This is a genomic window from Kitasatospora sp. NPDC059577 (genome assembly GCF_042735475.1).
Lineage (GTDB): Bacteria > Actinomycetota > Actinomycetes > Streptomycetales > Streptomycetaceae > Kitasatospora.
In genome coordinates this window covers 1-15,747 of record NZ_JBHWBZ010000072.1, presented here as the reverse complement: position 1 = coordinate 15,747, position 15,747 = coordinate 1, and the positions used below count along the sequence as shown (strand labels likewise).

Here is a 15,747-nt window from a genome sequence, read left to right as displayed (position 1 = left end):
GGCGCGGGGGTTTCTGTGTGGTCGGGGTGGTGCGCGGTGTTGCGCCACCCCCCTCTTGGGCCGCGGGGGGGTTGCTACCCCAAATTCGGCGGTCGGCACGTCAGCCGGGGGGTACCGCCCCCCACACGGCGGGAGGGGTGGGCCTTTCGGCACACCCCTCCCGCCGTTCACCCGCGTCAGTCCTCGTCGCCGAGGTCGCCCCCGAGGTCGCCGTCCGGCGTGCCGCTGATCGCGTACCCCTGCCGGCGCGCCTCGTAGCAGGCCACCGTCGCGGCCGCCGACACGTTCAGCGAGCCGACCCGGCCCAGCTGCGGCACGAACACCACCTGGTCGCAGAGCGCCAGCGCGTCGGGCGTGATCCCGCGGTCCTCGTGCCCGAGCACGAACGCCACCGCCGGGGTGAGCTCGGCGGCGAACATCGGCACCGCCTCGTCGGCCAGTTCCAGGCCGACCACCTTGAAGCCGTCCGCCTTCGCCGCGGCCACCGCCTCGGCGACGGTCGGGAAGTGCTCCACCTTCAGGTACTTGTCGGTGCCCATCGCGGCCTTCTGCGCGCCGGACGAGCGCACCGACGGGGTGTCCCCGGCCAGGTACAGCTTCTCGGCGCCCATCGCCGCGCCGGTCCGGACCACCGAGCCGACGTTGAACGGCGACTGCAGGTTCTCCAGGATCATCGCGAGCCGGAACTCGTTGCTGCGCCGCCACGAGCGGTGCAGACGCTTCAGTTCGGTCCCGCGCAGCTGCTTCACGACGTCGTACCTCGTCCATTCTCCGGGCCCTCGCCCACCTCGGGGCGGGGCCGCGCTTCCAGAATCCGGAACCCGTTGACCGAGGTGACCCGGGTCGTCGGGTAGCCCTGGTCGTTCAGCCACTTCTGCAGCGAGTCCGAGCCCAGGTGCTTCTGCACCACGAGGAACGCCGAGCCGTCCGGGGTCAGCCGGCCGAGCCAGTGGGTCAGCAGGCGGCGCAGTGCCGCCTTGCCGATCCGGATCGGCGGGTTGGAGTAGATCGTCGCGAACCGGACGTCCTCCGGGACGTCGTCGGGCAGCGCGGCCTGCACGTTGCCCAGCCCCAGCGCCCCGGCGTTCAGCCGCACCAGCTCCAGGGCGCGCTCGTTGACGTCCACCGCCCAGACCGGCAGCCGCTTGCGCCGGGTCGCCCAGGTGAGCGCGATCGGGCCGTAGCCGCAGCCGACGTCCAGGATCGGACCGCGCACCCGCGGCTGCGGGGCGTTCTCCAGCAGGATCCGGGTGCCCGGGTCGAGCCGGTCGCGGGAGAACACCCCGGCGTCGGTGGTCAGTTCCAGGGTCAGGTCCGGCAGGGACACCGTGATCGGCCGGCGGTCGCTGGCGACCTCGGGTGCACCGGTGAAGTAGTGCGAGCCGGACATGCGTTCCCCGTCGTTCGTATGGGCCTCGGGGCCACCGGGTGGGTGTGGGTAAGCCCTTTGTACGGCACCGATCGTACCCCCGGCGGCCTGGGCGGCGTTCCGCGCGGGCCACCGGCCGGTGCCGTGCCCGACCCCGCGCGCGACGTGGCGGACGGTGCTCCGCGCGGGCCGTCCGGTCAGGCGCTGCCGGGACTCTTGCGGGTGGCCACGTTGATGCGGTTCCAGGCGTTGACGGCGAAGCAGACCGAGATCAGCTGCGCCAGCTCGGCCTCGGTGAAGTGCGCGGCGGCCCGGGCGTACACCGCGTCCGACACCCCGCCGCCGATCCGCGCGATCTCCTCCGCGAGTGCCAGGGCGGCCCGCTCGCCCGCGCTGTACACCCCGGCCGGGGCCTCCGGCCAGACCGGCAGCAGATGGATCCGCTCGTCGGACTCGCCGGCCTTGCGGGCGTCCTTCGCGTGCATGTCGAGGCAGTACGCGCAGCCGTTCAGCTGGGAGGTGCGCATCTGGACGAGTTCGACCAGTGCCGGGTCCAGGCCCGCACGGGCGGCGGCGTCCAGGGCGATCATCGCGCGGAAGACCTTCGGGACGGTGCGGGCGTAGTCGAGGCGGGCGGGGGTCCCGGTGGTCTCGTTCGTCGTCATGCCGTCGACCCTAGGGGCGGAATGAACCCGCTCCCTGGGCCATTGAGTGGCGTATTTCGTGGGTCAATCGGCAGGGCGGGCCGGGTGGGCGCGCGCCCTCCGGCAACACGCCGGGGCGGCCCCGGCGCTTCGCGTCCGGACCCCGGGCGGCGGATACTGCCAGTACCGCCACCCGGATCGCGGGGAGCTTCCGAACAGTGAGGACGGATGCCATGCCGCAGGATCACGAGGAGTACCTGATCGACGAGACCGCCGAGACCGTGGAGCCCGACGAGGAGGCGCCCCGGTCCGACGAGTACGACGAGGTCGCCGAGCGCCGCGCCCTCGGTGCCGACCCGGCCACCGACGTCGCGGACGTCGCGGAGCAGGCCAGGGTGGTCCAGCTCGACGAGGACGAGTACCGGGAGTGAGCCGGCCCGCGCCGCGGGCCCCCCGGGCTCACAGCGCGCGGCGGCGCTGCAGCCAGGCCATCGCCGCCCAGCCCGGCAGCACCGGCAGGATCAGCGTCAGCAGCCGGTACAGCGCCACCGCCGCCAGCGCGCCGCCCTTCTCCATCGACGCGGTCTGCTGCAGCAGCGTGATCAGCGCCCCGTCCACCGCGCCGGCCCCGCCCGGGGTCGGCGCCGCGCTGCCCGCCGCGTTGCCCACCAGGAACACCACCGCGACCGAGGCGAAGGACGGCTCCCGCCCGATCGCGCGGGCACAGCAGTACAGGCAGGAGATCAGGCAGATCGACACCAGCAGCTGCCCGGTCACCCCGACCGCCAGCCGGGCCGGGCTGCGCAGCAGGTCCAGCAGCCGGGGCAGCACCTCGGTGGTCAGCGGCCGCAGCCGGGCCGCCAGCCAGCGCCGGGCCACCGGGATCGCCGACACCACCGCCAGCAGCGCCGCCGCCCCCGCCAGTCCGCCCACCACCGCGGGCAGCGCGTCCAGCTCGGAGCCGCCCGGCTGCATGTCCAGCAGGTAGACGAAGGCCCCCAGCTGCAGCAGGTGCAGCACCAGTCCGATCATCGTCCCGACGCCGACGCTGGACAGCGCCTGCGCCGTCGGGATCCCGGCCCGCTGCAGCAGGCGGGTGTTCAGCGCGACCCCGCCGACCCCGCCGGGCGACACCAGCTTCACGAACGACCCGGCCAGCTGGGCCAGCACCGCGTTGCGGAAGTCCAGCCGCTCCGGGACGAAGCCGACGAAGCCCATCGCCGCCGTGACGTGGCTGGTCGCCGCCGCGACCAGCGCCAGCAGCAGCCACCACGGGTCGGCGTCCGCCAGGGCGGAGACCGGATTGTCCTCCGCCGCGAACAACTGCGGGATCAGCAGCCACCCGGCCACCACCCCGCCCACGACCGCCAGCAGCGTCCGCGGCCGCAGCCGCTCCAGCCGCACCGGCCGCCCCACCACCTGCGGCCGGGCCCGCAGCGCCTCCGCCCGGATCTCCTCCAGCAGCCCGCCCGGCCCGGGGCCGTCGGCGGCGGGGCCGTCGGTCGCGGCGCCGTCGGGGGCACCGCGCCGGGGCGCGGGCACGGCGCCGGCCGCCGTCCCCGGGGCGGGCGGGCCCTCGACGGTTGCGGGCGCGCCGGCCCGTTTCGCGTGGAGCTTGAGGGCGCGGCGGGTGGTGTGGGTGAGGGCGATGGGCTGGAGGAGGGGGAGGGCCGCGTCGACCGGGTCGGGGCCGAGGACCGCGGTGGCGGTGCGGACCGAGCGGGCCGCGCCGGTGCGCAGCGCGAGGGTGGTGAGGAGCTGGGCGACGTCGCAGCGCAGGACGAGTTCGGTGGCGGCGATGTCGCCGTCGGCGAAGTCGACCAGGTGCACCGTGCCCGCGTCGTCGACCAGCAGGGAGGAGGGGACGAGGGCGCGGTGGGCGATCTCGCGGCGCTGGAGCAGGGCGAGCTGGCCCCAGGCGTCGGTGAGCAGCGCGTCGGTGATCTCCTCGTCGGCGAGCTGGTCCAGCGTGCGGCCGGGCAGCCGCCGGTACGCGATGAGGGCGGTGTCCTGGCCGAGGCCGGCGGTGGCGGCGATGTCGCGGGTGCGGACGCCGGCGGCCAGGGCCGCGTACGTGACCAGGGCCTCGTGCTCCAGCCCGGTGCGCGGGGAGCGCAGCACCCGGGGGTCGGGGGCGGTGTGCAGCCGCAGCCGGCGCCAGGCGCGCCGGACGGCGGCGGCGGTGACGGCCTGCCGGTCGAGGAGCTGGACGTCGAGTTCGGGGCGGTCGTCGGCCTGCCGGACCCGGTAGCGGTCCGGTCCGGTCGGGTGGGCCTCGACCGGGCGCAGGCCGCTCTCGCGCAGGGCGCGCAGGATCTCGCCGGGCCGGGGGCAGGGGTCGGGGGTGCCGACGGCGTACAGGGTGCCGTGGGCGCCGGTCCAGCCGATCAGCAGGCCGAGCAGCAGCGCGGTGGGGGTGGCGAAGCCGCCGGCGAGTCCGGCGAGGCCGTAGAGGGCGAGGACGCTCCAGGGCAGGCGGCGTTCGCGGCTGCCCGAGGCGGTCATGAAGGCGAGGACCGGGGCGAGGTAGCCGTAGACCGGTTCGGTGCGCCCGAGGACCTCGCCCGGCAGCGGCTGGGTGAGCGCGGTGAGCAGCGAGTGCGGGGCGAGGCCGTCGGCCCACAGGTCCACGCCGAGGGTGGCGCCGTAGGCGAGGACGGCGGCGAGCAGCCCGTCGGAGACCTGTTGGAGGGCGCGGCGCCGGTCGGGTCCGAGCAGGCGGCGGACGGCGAGGCCGACCGGCAGCAGCAGGACGGCGGCGGTGGTGAGCCCGCCCGCCAGGCTCGCCAGCGGCCGCGGCACCAGGGAGGCGGCCTCGGCGACGTCGGCGGCGATACCGCCGGTGGTGGCGCGGGCGTAGTCGGCGAGCAGCAGGGTGAGGGCGGCGGCGAACAGACCGCCGAGCAGCCGGATCAGCGCGACGGGCTGCCGGATCCGGCCGGTGACGGGTGCCGGGTGGGCCGGGGACCGGCCGGGGCCGGTCTGCGCGGGTATGCCGCCGGTGCCGGTGCCCGCCGGGCTGCTGCCCGCCGTTCCGGCCGGTCCGTCCGACCGCGCGGACGCACCGCCGGTGTCGCCCCCGTCGGTGTCGCCGTTCGTTCTCCCCGTCACGATCGCCACGGATGGCATGCTCCCACGTCGTCCGCGGGCGCGGAGCGGGGACGCCGGAGGGGCCGCCGCGGGGCCGGTCGCGTCCGCGGGGTGCGCGGGGCGGCCGGGTGTGCGGGGTGGCCGGGCGGTGCGGGTCGCCGGGCCGGGGCGGCGACGGCGCACGGCAGCGGGTCGCCGGTGGTCGCGTCGTGGGCCGGGCGGTGGGCGGGCGGGACGGCCCCGGGCGGCTTAGCCTGCACTCATGAGCGCCTGCGAAGACCTCGCTCTGGCTCCTCAGGACATCGAGCCCCTCCCGCCCGCAGGCGGCTGCGCCGACTGCCTCGCGCAGGGCCGCCGGGACTGGGTGCACCTGCGGATCTGCCTGGACTGCGGTCACATCGGCTGCTGCGACTTCTCGCCGCAGCGGCACGCCACCGCGCACTTCCACAACACCTCCCACCCGGTGATCCGCTCCTACGAGCCGGGGGAGGACTGGCGCTGGTGCTTCGTCCACGAGGTCATGGGCTGAGGCGGGGCGCGTCCGCCGTCGGCGCTCCCGGTGGCGCGGGCACGTCGGCCCGATAAAATCCGGACATGACGCCCGCGCGGCCCTCCGGCCGACACCCGTCCGGCCGGTGACCGCCGAAGGGAGGCCGACGATGACCAAGCGAACACCGGGCAGCACCGCCCAGCTCCGCCAGGGCACCCAGGAACTGCTGGAACGCCGCGGCATGGCGAGCCCGCCCGTCCGGATCGCGCCGAAGCTGCGCACCGGTGCGACGTCCTCCGCCGGCGCCGGGTACGGCACCGACGATGCGTTCCGCCACGGCGGGCGCGACACGCCCGCCACCACCGCGCACTCCGCCCCGGCGATGCACGCCGAACTCAAGGGGCACCGGCACCGCGGCGCGGAGAAGCACTCCGCCCACTGATCGCCGCCCGGCCCGCCGTGCCACCGAGGGGTGGGCGCCGAACCCCGGCGCCCACCCCTGACGCGTGGTCAGGGGCGTTGTCGGGGCTCGTCTCAGGGCCGGTTCGGGGGATGTCCCGGATGTCACCGCCGGGCGCCCTCCCGAAGACTCTCTCCCGTCAGAACCGCCGCCGTCCGGGCGGGCCGCCGCAGGGGCGGTCCGACGCTTCCCGGGCGAGCCGTCACGGGAGAGAAGCCGGATGAACACCCCGCCCCGCAGCAGCCGTTGGCCCGTCATCGTCGCAGCCGGCGCGCTGCTCGCCGTCACGGTCGGCACCGCGGCCCCGGCGCTGGCCGCCGACGCGCCCCCGGGCGGCACCGGAACCGGCACCGTCGCCGCTGCTCCGGCCTACCCGGCTGCTTCGGCTTCCCCGGCTTCCCCGGCTTCCCCGGCCTCCCCGGCCGTCCGCCCGGGACCGCTGGACCGGCAGTCGCTCGCGAGGACCCTCGACACCCTGCCCGCCGACATCACCGGCGCACTGGTCCGGGTCGACGGCCCGGGCGCCCGGTGGCGCGGCACCTCGGGCGGGGACGTCCCGGCGGACGCCCGGTTCCGGATCGGCAGCATCTCCAAGGTGTTCACCTCGACCGTGATGCTCCAGCTCGCCGCCGAGGGCGAGGTCGACCTGGACGGCACCGTCCAGCGCTACCTGCCCGGGCTGCTGCCGGCCGACTACCCGGCGGTCACCGTGCGGCAGTTGCTCAACCACACCAGCGGCCTGCCCGGTGGCGGCGGGATGACCTCCGGCGACGGCAGCACGGCGTGGTTCGCCGCGCACAAGGCGGAGTACTTCAGCCCCGAGCAGGTGGTCGCCGACATGCTCACCCAGCCGATGAACTTCGCCCCCGGCACCGCCCAGCAGTACAACGGCAACAACTACTTCGTCGCCGCGATGGTGATCGAGAAGGTCAGCGGCGACACCTTCGCCGACCAGGTCCGCCGGCGCATCACCGGTCCGCTGGGCCTGCACGCCACCTACGTCCCGGACGCCGACGACCTGACCGTCCGCGGCCCGCACACCCACGGCTACGTGGACGTCCGCGCCGCCGACGGCAGCACCACCCGGGTGGACGTCACCGAGCAGAGCCCGTACCCGTGGGCCGAGGGCGGCATGATCTCCTCCGCCGCCGACCTGGAGCGGTTCTTCGAAGCGCTCTACCGCGGCCGGCTGCTGCCGCCCGCCCAGCAGGCCGAGGTGTTCGCCGTCCCCGACCTGCCGAACAGCCACAACAAGAACTGCGAGATCGGCCCGACCGCCGGCCACGCCTGCTACAGCACCGCGGGCCTGCTGCGGACCGTCCTGCCGAACGGCACCGAGGTCTGGGGCAAGAACGGCTCCCGCCCCGGCTACAGCAGCGGCGTCTTCGCCACCCGCGACCTCTCCCGCACCCTCGTCGTCGGGCTCAACCCGACCGGCATCACCGGCGGGGAGTTCCCCACCCTGTGGAAGCTGGTGACCACCGGCTTCGGCTCCGGCCAGGCGTACGGGACGCGGTGAGCCGCAGCGCGGCGGGCCCGACCGTCGGTGCCCTGCGCTAGGTTCGTCCCGTTCACCAGGGCACGGCAGGACGACGGGGGCGCACGATGGCCGACGTGATCACGGAGGAGCCGGTCGAGCTCCAGCTGGAGCGGTACCGGACCGAACTCACCGGCTACTGCTACCGGATGCTCGGCTCGGTCTTCGAGGCCGAGGACGCGGTGCAGGAGACCATGGTCCGGGCCTGGCGCGGACACCGGGGCTTCGAGGGCCGGGCCGCGCTGCGCTCCTGGCTGTACCGCATCGCCACCAACGTCTGCCTGGACGCGCTGAACGGCCGCAACGCCCGGGCCCGCCCGATGGACCTGGCGGGCCCGGTCACGGTGGCCACGGCGCACGACGCCCAGCTGCCCGAGGTGACCTGGATCGGCCCCGCACCGGACGGCCGGGTGCTGCCCGAGACGGGGGACCCGGCCGAGGTGGCCGCCCAGCGCGAGTCCGTGAAGCTCGCGTTCGTGGCCGTGCTGCAGCGGCTCGCGCCCCGGCAGCGCGCGGTGCTGATCCTGCGCGAGGTGCTGGGCTGGAAGGCCGCCGAGGTGGCCGAACTCCTCGGCGTCACGGTGGCCTCGGTCAACAGCGCGCTGCAGCGCGCCCGTGCGGTGCTCGCCGCGGACGCCCCGGCCGCCCGGCCGGCCCCCGCCCTGGACGAGGACCACCGCGCGCTGCTGGACCGCTACGTCCGCGCCTTCGAGGCCTACGACATGGACGGCCTGACGGCGCTGCTGCACGAGGACGTCACGCTCAACATGCCGCCGTTCGCGATGTGGCTGCAGGGCCAGGACGAGCTCCGGGCCTGGATGCTCGGCCCCGGGAACGGCTGCCGCGGCTCCCGACTCGTCCCGGTGACGGCCAACGGCGGCCCGGCCTTCGCCCAGTACCGGCCGAGCCCGGGGGGCGGGCACGAGCCGTGGGCGCTGATCGTGCCGGAGGTGTCAGCGGGCCGGCTCACCGGGTTCACCAACTTCCTCGACACGGACGTGCTCTTCCCGCTGTTCGGTCTGCCGCCCCGGCTCGCCGCCGGGCAACCGGGCGTCGGGCAGTTCGGCGTCGGGGAGTCGGAGGCCGAGGAGCCCGTCCGGGCCGAACGGACCGGCGGCGTCCGGCAGTAGCGCCGAGAGCCCGCTGAACGCGAGCAGTTCGCGCAGCGGGCCGCTCGCGTTCAGCAGCACCACGCCCACCCCGTGGCGGCCGGCGGCGAGCCGCAGCCGGGCGAGCGCGTCGACGACGGCCAGGTCGGGGGCGGTCAGTGCGCCGAGGTCGCAGGTCACTACGGCCGTGCTCGGTGTGGTGCCTTCGGTGGTTCCGGTGGTGGTGGTCATGCGGGTTGGACCGTCGCGACGGCGCCGACTCATCGGTGCGGCCCGCATCGGCCCGGACGGGTTCGTACCGGCCTGCGTCGGCCCGCACCGGCCCGGATGGGTTCGTACCGGCCTGCGTCGGCCCGCACCGGCCCGCCCGAAGTCCGGTGGCAGAGTGGGACCGTCGCACCCACCCGACCCAGGAGGAACACCGTGACGGCTGAGCCCTTGAAGTCCCGCGAGGAATGGCTGGCGTCCCTGCCCAGGATCTACGCGGCGGCGGGCTGCCTGCTCCGGGACGAGTCCGGCCGGGTCCTGATCGTGAAGGCCGGCTACCGCGAGCACTGGCAGTTCCCCGGCGGCACGATCGACCTCGGCGAGGGCCCGGTCGAGTGCGCCAAGCGGGAGCTGGAGGAGGAGACCGGTCTGGTCCGGGAGACGGGCGAGCTGCTGGCCATCTCCTGGACCCACCCCTCGGGCGAGCTCGACCACCCCGCCGAGCACCTCATGTTCGACTTCGGCACCGTCCCGGACGGCACCCCCGTGACCGTCCCGGCCGGCGAGCTGGACGACCACCGCTGGGCGCCGGTCGAGGAGGCGCTGGAGCTGCTCGGCCCGGCCCGTTCGGCCCGGCTGCGGGCGGCGCTGGAGTCGGCCGTGGACGGCCGGGTCCGGATCGTCACCACCCGCGTCTCCGGGTTCTAGCCCGAAGTGCCGTGCCCCGGGCGGGGGTTCCGTCCGGGGCGCGGCGCGGGGACTCAGTCCTGCTGCTCGGACTCCGCGGTCCGGGCGGCGATGAGGGCGGCGATGGCCTCCGAGACGAAGGTCTCCGCCTCGGACTTGTCGACCTTGAGCGCGGTGAGGACGCCCTTGCGGTCGTCCTGCTCCAGCAGGGCGAGCAGGATGTGCTCGGTGCCGACGTAGTTGTGCCCGAGCTTGAGCGCCTCGCGGAAGGTCAGCTCCAGCACCTTCTTGCTCCCGGCGTCGAAGGGGATCAGCGCGGGCAGCTCGTCGACGCCGGCCGGCAGGGCGGCGGCCGCAGCGGCCCGCAGGGCCTCCGGGGTGACGCCCTGGGCGGTGAGCGCCTTCATCCCGATGCCCTCGGGTTCGGCGAGCAGGCCGAGCAGCAGGTGCTCCGTGGTGATCTCGGCGTTGCCGGCCTTCCGGGCCTCCTCCTGCGAGGCCACCACGACGCTGCGGGCCCGGGGGGTGAACCGGCTGAACCCCTGGCTGGGGTCGAGGTCGGCCGTGGTGGCCGGGTCCTTGGGGACGAAGCGCTTCTGGGCGGCCTGCTTGCTGACGCCCATGCTGCGGCCGATGTCGGTCCAGGAGGCGCCGGAGCGCCGGGCCTGGTCGACGAAGTGGCCGATCAGGTGGTCGGCGAGTTCGCCGAGGTGGTCCGCGGCGATGACCGCGTCCGAGAGCTGGTCCAGCGCGTCGGTGTGGACGGTCTTGATCGCGGCGATCAGGTCGTCGAGGCGCAGGGGAGTGCTGGTGGGAACAACGGGATTCTCCATGCGTCAACCGTAGGTTGTCGACCCGAGGGTCGTCAACCATCGGTTGACGATTGTCGTGGAGCTTCCGTCGGCCCGCCTTACGCGCCGGGCAGCAGCCGGTCGCGAACGGCGGCGATCCGGTCGGGCGTGACGCCCGCGGCGAGCAGGTAGCCGACCGGGTCGAAGCCGTCGAGCGCGGCCTCCAGGGCGGCCTCGGAGGTGGTGCCGGCCTCGGCGAGCACCGCGTCGATCCGGCGGTAGGGGTCCGGCAGGCCCAGAATTCCGTACAGCGGACGGACGTTGGGGTCGCTCAGCAGGTAGTCCTCGGCGATCGCGGCCCGGTCGACCCCGGCCAGGGCGAGCAGCAGCAGGGCGGCGAGGCCGGTGCGGTCACGGCCGGCGCCGCAGTGCACGACCACGCCGCCGGGGCGGGCGCCGGCGATCGCGGCGATCAGCGCGGCGGCGGCGTGCGGGCAGTGGTCCAGGTACGGGCGGAGCGCGAGCGGGGTGCCGTCCAGCCGGCCGTGGGCCTCCCACCAGACGGGGCCGGCCAGTTCGTCCAGCGGGACGCGGACCAGGTCGACGCCCTCGGGGAGCGGGAGGAGCGGCTTGTACTCCTCGGCGTCACGCAGGTCGATCACGGTGCGGACGCCGTGGTCGAGGAGGGCCTCCCAGCCCTCGGCGGTGAGGCGGTCCAGGTTGTCCGCCCGGACCATCGCGCGGCGGGCGGTGAGCCGGCCGGCGGCGGTGGGCAGCCCGCCCAGGTCGCGGACGTTCAGGCAGCCGTCCCAGACGAGGGTGCGGTCCTCGGTGGTGGTCAGCGCGTCCGTCGTCCGGTTCATGGGACTCCCCGTTTCCTCGTCGGGGGTACCGTTACCCCCTCGTTATGCAAGGACTCCCGGGAGATCCGTATGGTTCCTGTCCGTTCGAGTCCTCGGAACCGGTCGTTCAGGTGCCGGCCGGGCGGGGCCGTGGTGTCGGCGGGGCGGCGCGCGGGCGTCGGCGGGGGTGGTGTCCGGTGCCGGCCGGGGCGGTGCTCAGGCGGCGGTCGGGGCCCCGGTCTCGGCGCTGACCAGCTTCTCCATCGGGTCGGCGGCGATCCGGCCGAGCAGCGAACCGGCCAGGATCGCGCCGAGCAGGAACACGGTGGACAGCCAGGCCATGGTCGACACCGGCAGGGTGAAGGCGCCGACCACCCGGGCCGCGCACTCGGCCAGCAGCGCGGTGCCCCAGATGCCCGAGAACAGGCGCTCGTGGCGGCGGAAGGACCTCGACGCGGCCGCCCGGCCCCCGGCCAGCCGCTGCCAGGCGGCGGCGCGGGCCCGGTTCCCCTTGGTGAGGAAGGGCATCAGCACCGAACTCATCACCGGGCGGCCGATCAGGGCGGAGGCCAGGATCGCCAGCGCCACCGTGCCGCTCAGGGCGCCGTCCTTGGCGATCATGAGCCGGGCGTCGCCGGTGACGAAGGTCAGCGCCAGGCCGGCCAGGTTGACGGCCAGCATCAGCGCGGCCCACAGGTTGAGCTTGCGCTCGCTCAGCAGGCCGACGACGGTGCGGGCGGCCGGGAAGGCACTGCTCCAGGCCAGCGCGGCGAACTCGCTGAGGCCGCAGACGGAGTGCAGCAGGTAGTAGCCGGCCATCGGGGCGGCCACGTCGAGGGCCAGCGGGCGGAGGCCGGAGACCAGCGGGTTGGGGGCCTTGGCGGGAGCGGCGACGGCGGTGGTGACGGCTTCGGCGCTGACGGTCTGGCTCACGGTGGGTTCCTCCCCGGCTGGTGGCCGCGGGCTGCTGCCCGCGTCGTGCCTCCAGTCTTTCCGTCCGACCCTCCGTCAGAGCAGTGCCGTCCGTTGCGGGATCCGCGTGACAGCTGTCATGGTGCGCGTCGTGACACCGCCTCCGACCTGCGGGTTTCCGGCGGTCGGCGGTCCGCCGCCCGTGGCTCCTGGCCGCCCGCGGCACCTCCGCCGGTGCCGCCCGCGGGTCCTGGCCGCCCGCGGGTCCTGGCCGTCCGCAGGACCTAGCCGGCGGCCGGGAAGGTCCACAGTTCGCGGCCCAGGCTGTCCCGGCAGCGGACGGTGTCGTACCGCTCGTCCCCGGCGGACAGGAAGCCCCGTGCGGCCCCGGCCAGGACGGTCCGGGCGACGGCGTCGCCCCGGGTCCAGGCACCGGTCAGCACCAGCGCCCCGTCGGCCAGCTCGGCGCGCCGCACCCGGGGCACCGAGGCGGTCAGCAGCGCGGCGTTGACCTCCTCCAGTTCCGCGGGGGAGAGGTAGGTCTCCCCGGTGCGGGTGCGGTCGGACTCGGCCCGGCGGCGCAGCTCCGGCAGGCCGTGGTGCCGGACGGCCGCGACGGCGTCGTCCAGCGGGAGCCGCCAGCGCCGTCCGGGCAGCACCTCCCACCAGACGTCCTCGCCGACCGGGAGCACCTCGCCGATCCGGGCCCGCCAGGTCTCGACGCCGTGGCGGACGCGCGGGTCGGGCCGGTGGCCCGGCAGGCCGGCGGCGGTCCAGTCGGCGCGGCGGACCAGGCTGAGGTCGAAGGTGAAGGGCACCCGGTCGGCGGCGGGCCGCTCGACCAGGCCGAGCAGCATCCAGTGGGTGTCGTCCGGGAGGACGAAGGTCCGGCGCCACCCGGTGAGGCCCAGGGCGCGCAGGGCGGGCGCGAGGTGCTCGCGCAGTCCCCTCGCGTGGAGCTCGTGGGCAGTCGTCATCGTTCGTCCCTGCTGGTCGTGCCCGTGGACGAGCGCCCGTCCACGGGTTGGGGTGGTACCCGTCGCTGGTACCCCGGAGGCCCGTCGGCCGGTCCTCGTGGCGTCGATCCCTGTCGATCCCTTCGGAACCGGCACGCTCCGGGCCGGGGGCCGGGGGCCGGGTGGGCCGGTCGGCCCGGAGCGGGCCGGCCGCCCGTGCGTCGAGGCGTGCGGCGGGTCGCGTCGGGCGGGGCCGCGTCCGGTCGGTCCGGTCGTGCGGCGGGTCGGCTCGGCGGGGCACGTCGTCGGTCCCCGAGACCGGTCGGACGGCGGCCCGGACTGATTCGCCTACGGACAACGTAGGCGGTGGGGGCCCGACCGGTCTGCGGGCGAACGGCAGTGGTGCCCGGGACCTTCGCCCCGTGCGGGCCGGTCCTTCGACCGGAGCCGACCCGTCGCCCCGAATGGCGCATCATGTGGCGGGTGCAGAGTGCAGAGCGCCCCGGAGCGGGCACCGGCAGCCCAGTCGGCCGGTCCGGACCAGTACCGACCACCGGCCCACCACCGGAACCGGCCGCTCCGGCGGACCTGTCCGAGGCGGTCCGTGCCGCGCAGGGCGGGGACGAGGAGGCCTTCCGGCTGCTGTTCCGGACCGTCCAGCCGGGCCTGCTGCGCTACCTGCGGGTGCTGGTCGGCGGCCGGCCGGAGGACATGCAGGACGCCGAGGACATCGCCTCGGAGACCTGGCTGCAGATCGCCCGTGACCTGCGGGGCTTCTCCGGAGACGGGGACGGCTTCCGCGGCTGGGCGGCGACCGTCGCCCGCCACCGGGCGCTCGACCACCTGCGCGCCCGCCGCCGCCGTCCGGTCGCCGACCTGCCTTTCGAGTACCTCGTCGAACTGGCGGCCGGGGACGACACCGCGGGCGCCGCGCTGACCACGGTCGGCACCGCCGACGCGCTGGCGCTGATCTCCCGGCTGCCGCGCGACCAGGCCGAGGCGGTGCTGTTGCGGGTGGTCATGGAGCTGGACGCGGAGAGCGCCGCCCAGGTGCTCGGCAAGCGGGCGGGCAGCGTCCGGATGGCCGCCCACCGGGGGCTGCGGCGGCTGGCCAAGCTGCTGGAGCAGCCGTTCGTCTCCGGGGACGGCATCCCGTCGGCGCGGACGGGCGGTGCGCCGGCCGGTCCGGCGGGCGGTTCCACGGGGGACCGGTCGGCCGGGAACACGGCCGGAACGAGCGCGGGCAAGGACTCCGGGCGACCCGCGGGGAAAGCCGCGAGAAAAAGTTCTCCGCAGGGTGTGACAGAACGCCCGGCCGCGACGCTGAAGGACATGAGATGAGCACCAACCGATCCCGTCGGATCGACCGTGATGCCGCCGAGCAGTTGCTCGGCGGTGCCGTGGCCGCCCCGTCGGCCGGGCAGGACGCCTCGCTCACCGGACCGGACGGCGGTCCCGGGCAGCTCGCCCGGGTGCTCGCCGCGGCCGCCGCTCCCGCGACGGCCGGAGAACTGGCCGGGGAGGAGGCCGCCCTGGCCGCGTTCCGGGAGGCGAGTCTCACACCCGAACCCGTAGTGACCCCCGTCCGGAGACGATCGATGGCAACCGCCGCGCTGGCCAGGGCCTTCAGCACGAAGGCCGCTGCCGCCGTGCTCGGCGCCACCGCGCTGTGCGGGGTCGCGGTCGCCGCCGGTACCGGCAACCTGCCGTCCGGGCTGGGTGGCGGCCCGACCGAGCCGGAGCACACGGTCGCGGCCCAGGGCGGCGTCCTCGGCACCTCACCGGGTGCCTCGGCCGGTCGTTCCCCGGCCGCCGGTGCACCGTTCGCCCCGGCGTCCGGGTCGGCCCGTCCGTCCGCCGGCCCGCAGACGGCCGCCCCGTCCGGCACCGCGACCCCCGGCGACCCGTCGGCCGGGGGCCGCGGTGACCGTCCGGCCGTCCCGCCCGCGCTGCTCGGCCTCTGCCGCGGCTTCGCCGACCGGGTGGCCAAGGGCGAGCGCCCGGGCCGACTGGCCGCCGATCCGCTCTACGGCCCGCTGGTCACGGCGGCCGGCGGCGCGGACAAGGTGGCCGACTTCTGCGGCGAGGCGCTCGACGAGGGGGGCGACGACCACCAGGGCGGCACCGCGCAGCCGCGCGACCCCGGCCGCACCGGTGCCACTCCGAGCACGGGCTCCGGCTCCGGCAAGGGGAACACCGACGGCGGCAGGAACGGCGGCAGCAGTGGCGGGGACACCGGCGGCGGCGACGCCAAGCCGGGCAAGGCCGGAGTGCCGCTGCCGACTCCGCCGGTCGCACCCACCGTGCCGGACGTCCGACCGAGCAAACCGGACCGCTCCGGGAACGGCCAGTCACCCGAGAGGTGACCCCCTGAACTCCGGGGGGGGGGGGGGGGGCCCCGCCCCCGGGGCGGCGCCCCCCCCCCCCCGGGGGGGGGGGCGCCCGCCCCCCCCCCGGGGGCCCCCCCCCCCCCCCCCACGCCCCACCCGCACCACCGAGCAGCACCCGCACCACCGAGCAGCACCCGCACCACCCGGCACCGCCCCGCGGTACCGGCAGGAAGCAGTACCACCCGAAGACTCCGGGTGGACGGTCGGCTCCCCCGTGCCCACCGTCCACCCGGCCGGCCCCGGGCCGCCCCGGCGGCGGTGCC

At 75.9% G+C, this 15,747-nt stretch carries 16 protein-coding genes; 8 read left to right on the top strand and 8 right to left on the bottom strand.

The features are described 5' to 3' along the window. Nucleotides 1-176: 176 nt before the first annotated feature. The 3 genes from ACFV0O_RS36215 to ACFV0O_RS36205 all read right to left on the bottom strand — a co-directional run bounded on the left by ACFV0O_RS36215 (nt 177) and on the right by ACFV0O_RS36205 (nt 2,034). Entirely contained in the window at nt 177-749 is a 573-nt protein-coding gene (locus ACFV0O_RS36215) for a TrmH family RNA methyltransferase (RefSeq protein WP_360252545.1), read from the bottom strand. Further along, entirely contained in the window at nt 746-1,390 is a 645-nt protein-coding gene (locus ACFV0O_RS36210) for a methyltransferase (RefSeq protein WP_360252548.1), read from the bottom strand. The genes ACFV0O_RS36215 and ACFV0O_RS36210 overlap by 4 nt, the downstream gene beginning before the upstream one ends. A 176-nt stretch (nt 1,391-1,566) precedes the next feature. Next, nucleotides 1,567-2,034 carry a carboxymuconolactone decarboxylase family protein gene (locus ACFV0O_RS36205; RefSeq protein WP_380348309.1) on the bottom strand — a complete coding sequence of 156 codons (468 nt, stop codon included), beginning with the start codon at nt 2,032-2,034 and terminating at the stop codon, nt 1,567-1,569. Nucleotides 2,035-2,246: 212 nt separating this feature from the next. Between ACFV0O_RS36205 and ACFV0O_RS36200 the strand changes: the two genes are divergently transcribed. After that, complete coding sequence (locus tag ACFV0O_RS36200; protein WP_360252554.1) at nt 2,247-2,444, top strand: hypothetical protein; 198 nt, start codon at nt 2,247-2,249, stop codon at nt 2,442-2,444. A gap of 28 nt (nt 2,445-2,472) precedes the next feature. On the opposite strand, the gene ACFV0O_RS36195 is transcribed toward ACFV0O_RS36200, so the two are convergent. After that, a complete protein-coding gene (locus ACFV0O_RS36195; protein ID WP_380348307.1) occupies nt 2,473-5,133 on the bottom strand; it encodes a lysylphosphatidylglycerol synthase domain-containing protein in 2,661 nt (886 codons plus the stop codon). 232 nt (nt 5,134-5,365) lie between these two features. Here ACFV0O_RS36195 and ACFV0O_RS36190 point away from each other — a divergent pair, with 232 nt between their 5' ends. The 5 genes from ACFV0O_RS36190 (at nt 5,366) to ACFV0O_RS36170 (ending at nt 9,614) form a co-directional block, all read left to right on the top strand. Beyond that, nucleotides 5,366-5,632, top strand: a complete 267-nt coding sequence (locus ACFV0O_RS36190) for a UBP-type zinc finger domain-containing protein (RefSeq protein ID WP_360252560.1) — start codon at nt 5,366-5,368, stop codon at nt 5,630-5,632. Between the two features lie 130 nt (nt 5,633-5,762). After that, nucleotides 5,763-6,035, top strand: a complete 273-nt coding sequence (locus ACFV0O_RS36185) for a hypothetical protein (protein WP_380348305.1) — start codon at nt 5,763-5,765, stop codon at nt 6,033-6,035. A gap of 238 nt (nt 6,036-6,273) precedes the next feature. After that, nucleotides 6,274-7,572 (top strand): serine hydrolase domain-containing protein, encoded by a 1,299-nt coding sequence (locus ACFV0O_RS36180; RefSeq protein WP_380348303.1) that lies wholly within the window; start codon nt 6,274-6,276, stop codon nt 7,570-7,572. 86 nt (nt 7,573-7,658) lie between these two features. Beyond that, nucleotides 7,659-8,720: a sigma-70 family RNA polymerase sigma factor gene (locus ACFV0O_RS36175; RefSeq protein ID WP_380348301.1), complete on the top strand. Its 1,062-nt coding sequence runs from the start codon at nt 7,659-7,661 to the stop codon at nt 8,718-8,720. 402 nt (nt 8,721-9,122) lie between these two features. After that, entirely contained in the window at nt 9,123-9,614 is a 492-nt protein-coding gene (locus ACFV0O_RS36170; RefSeq protein ID WP_360252572.1) for an NUDIX hydrolase, read from the top strand. A gap of 53 nt (nt 9,615-9,667) precedes the next feature. Here ACFV0O_RS36170 and ACFV0O_RS36165 read toward each other — a convergent pair whose 3' ends face one another. The 4 genes from ACFV0O_RS36165 to ACFV0O_RS36150 all read right to left on the bottom strand — a co-directional run bounded on the left by ACFV0O_RS36165 (nt 9,668) and on the right by ACFV0O_RS36150 (nt 13,115). Beyond that, nucleotides 9,668-10,426 carry a Clp protease N-terminal domain-containing protein gene (locus ACFV0O_RS36165; protein WP_380348299.1) on the bottom strand — a complete coding sequence of 253 codons (759 nt, stop codon included), beginning with the start codon at nt 10,424-10,426 and terminating at the stop codon, nt 9,668-9,670. Nucleotides 10,427-10,503: 77 nt separating this feature from the next. Further along, on the bottom strand, nt 10,504-11,247 hold the full coding sequence (locus tag ACFV0O_RS36160; protein WP_380348297.1) for a tyrosine-protein phosphatase: 744 nt from the start codon (nt 11,245-11,247) through the stop codon (nt 10,504-10,506). 195 nt (nt 11,248-11,442) lie between these two features. Then, nucleotides 11,443-12,159 carry a VC0807 family protein gene (locus ACFV0O_RS36155; RefSeq protein ID WP_380348295.1) on the bottom strand — a complete coding sequence of 239 codons (717 nt, stop codon included), beginning with the start codon at nt 12,157-12,159 and terminating at the stop codon, nt 11,443-11,445. 263 nt (nt 12,160-12,422) lie between these two features. After that, nucleotides 12,423-13,115, bottom strand: a complete 693-nt coding sequence (locus ACFV0O_RS36150) for a hypothetical protein (RefSeq protein ID WP_380348293.1) — start codon at nt 13,113-13,115, stop codon at nt 12,423-12,425. Nucleotides 13,116-13,568: 453 nt separating this feature from the next. On the opposite strand from ACFV0O_RS36150, the gene ACFV0O_RS36145 reads away from it, so the two are divergent. Next, a complete protein-coding gene (locus ACFV0O_RS36145; protein ID WP_380348291.1) occupies nt 13,569-14,435 on the top strand; it encodes an RNA polymerase sigma factor in 867 nt (288 codons plus the stop codon). Then, complete coding sequence (locus ACFV0O_RS36140) at nt 14,432-15,460, top strand: hypothetical protein (RefSeq protein WP_380348289.1); 1,029 nt, start codon at nt 14,432-14,434, stop codon at nt 15,458-15,460. The genes ACFV0O_RS36145 and ACFV0O_RS36140 overlap by 4 nt, the downstream gene beginning before the upstream one ends. The last annotated feature ends 287 nt before the right edge of the window (nt 15,461-15,747 follow it).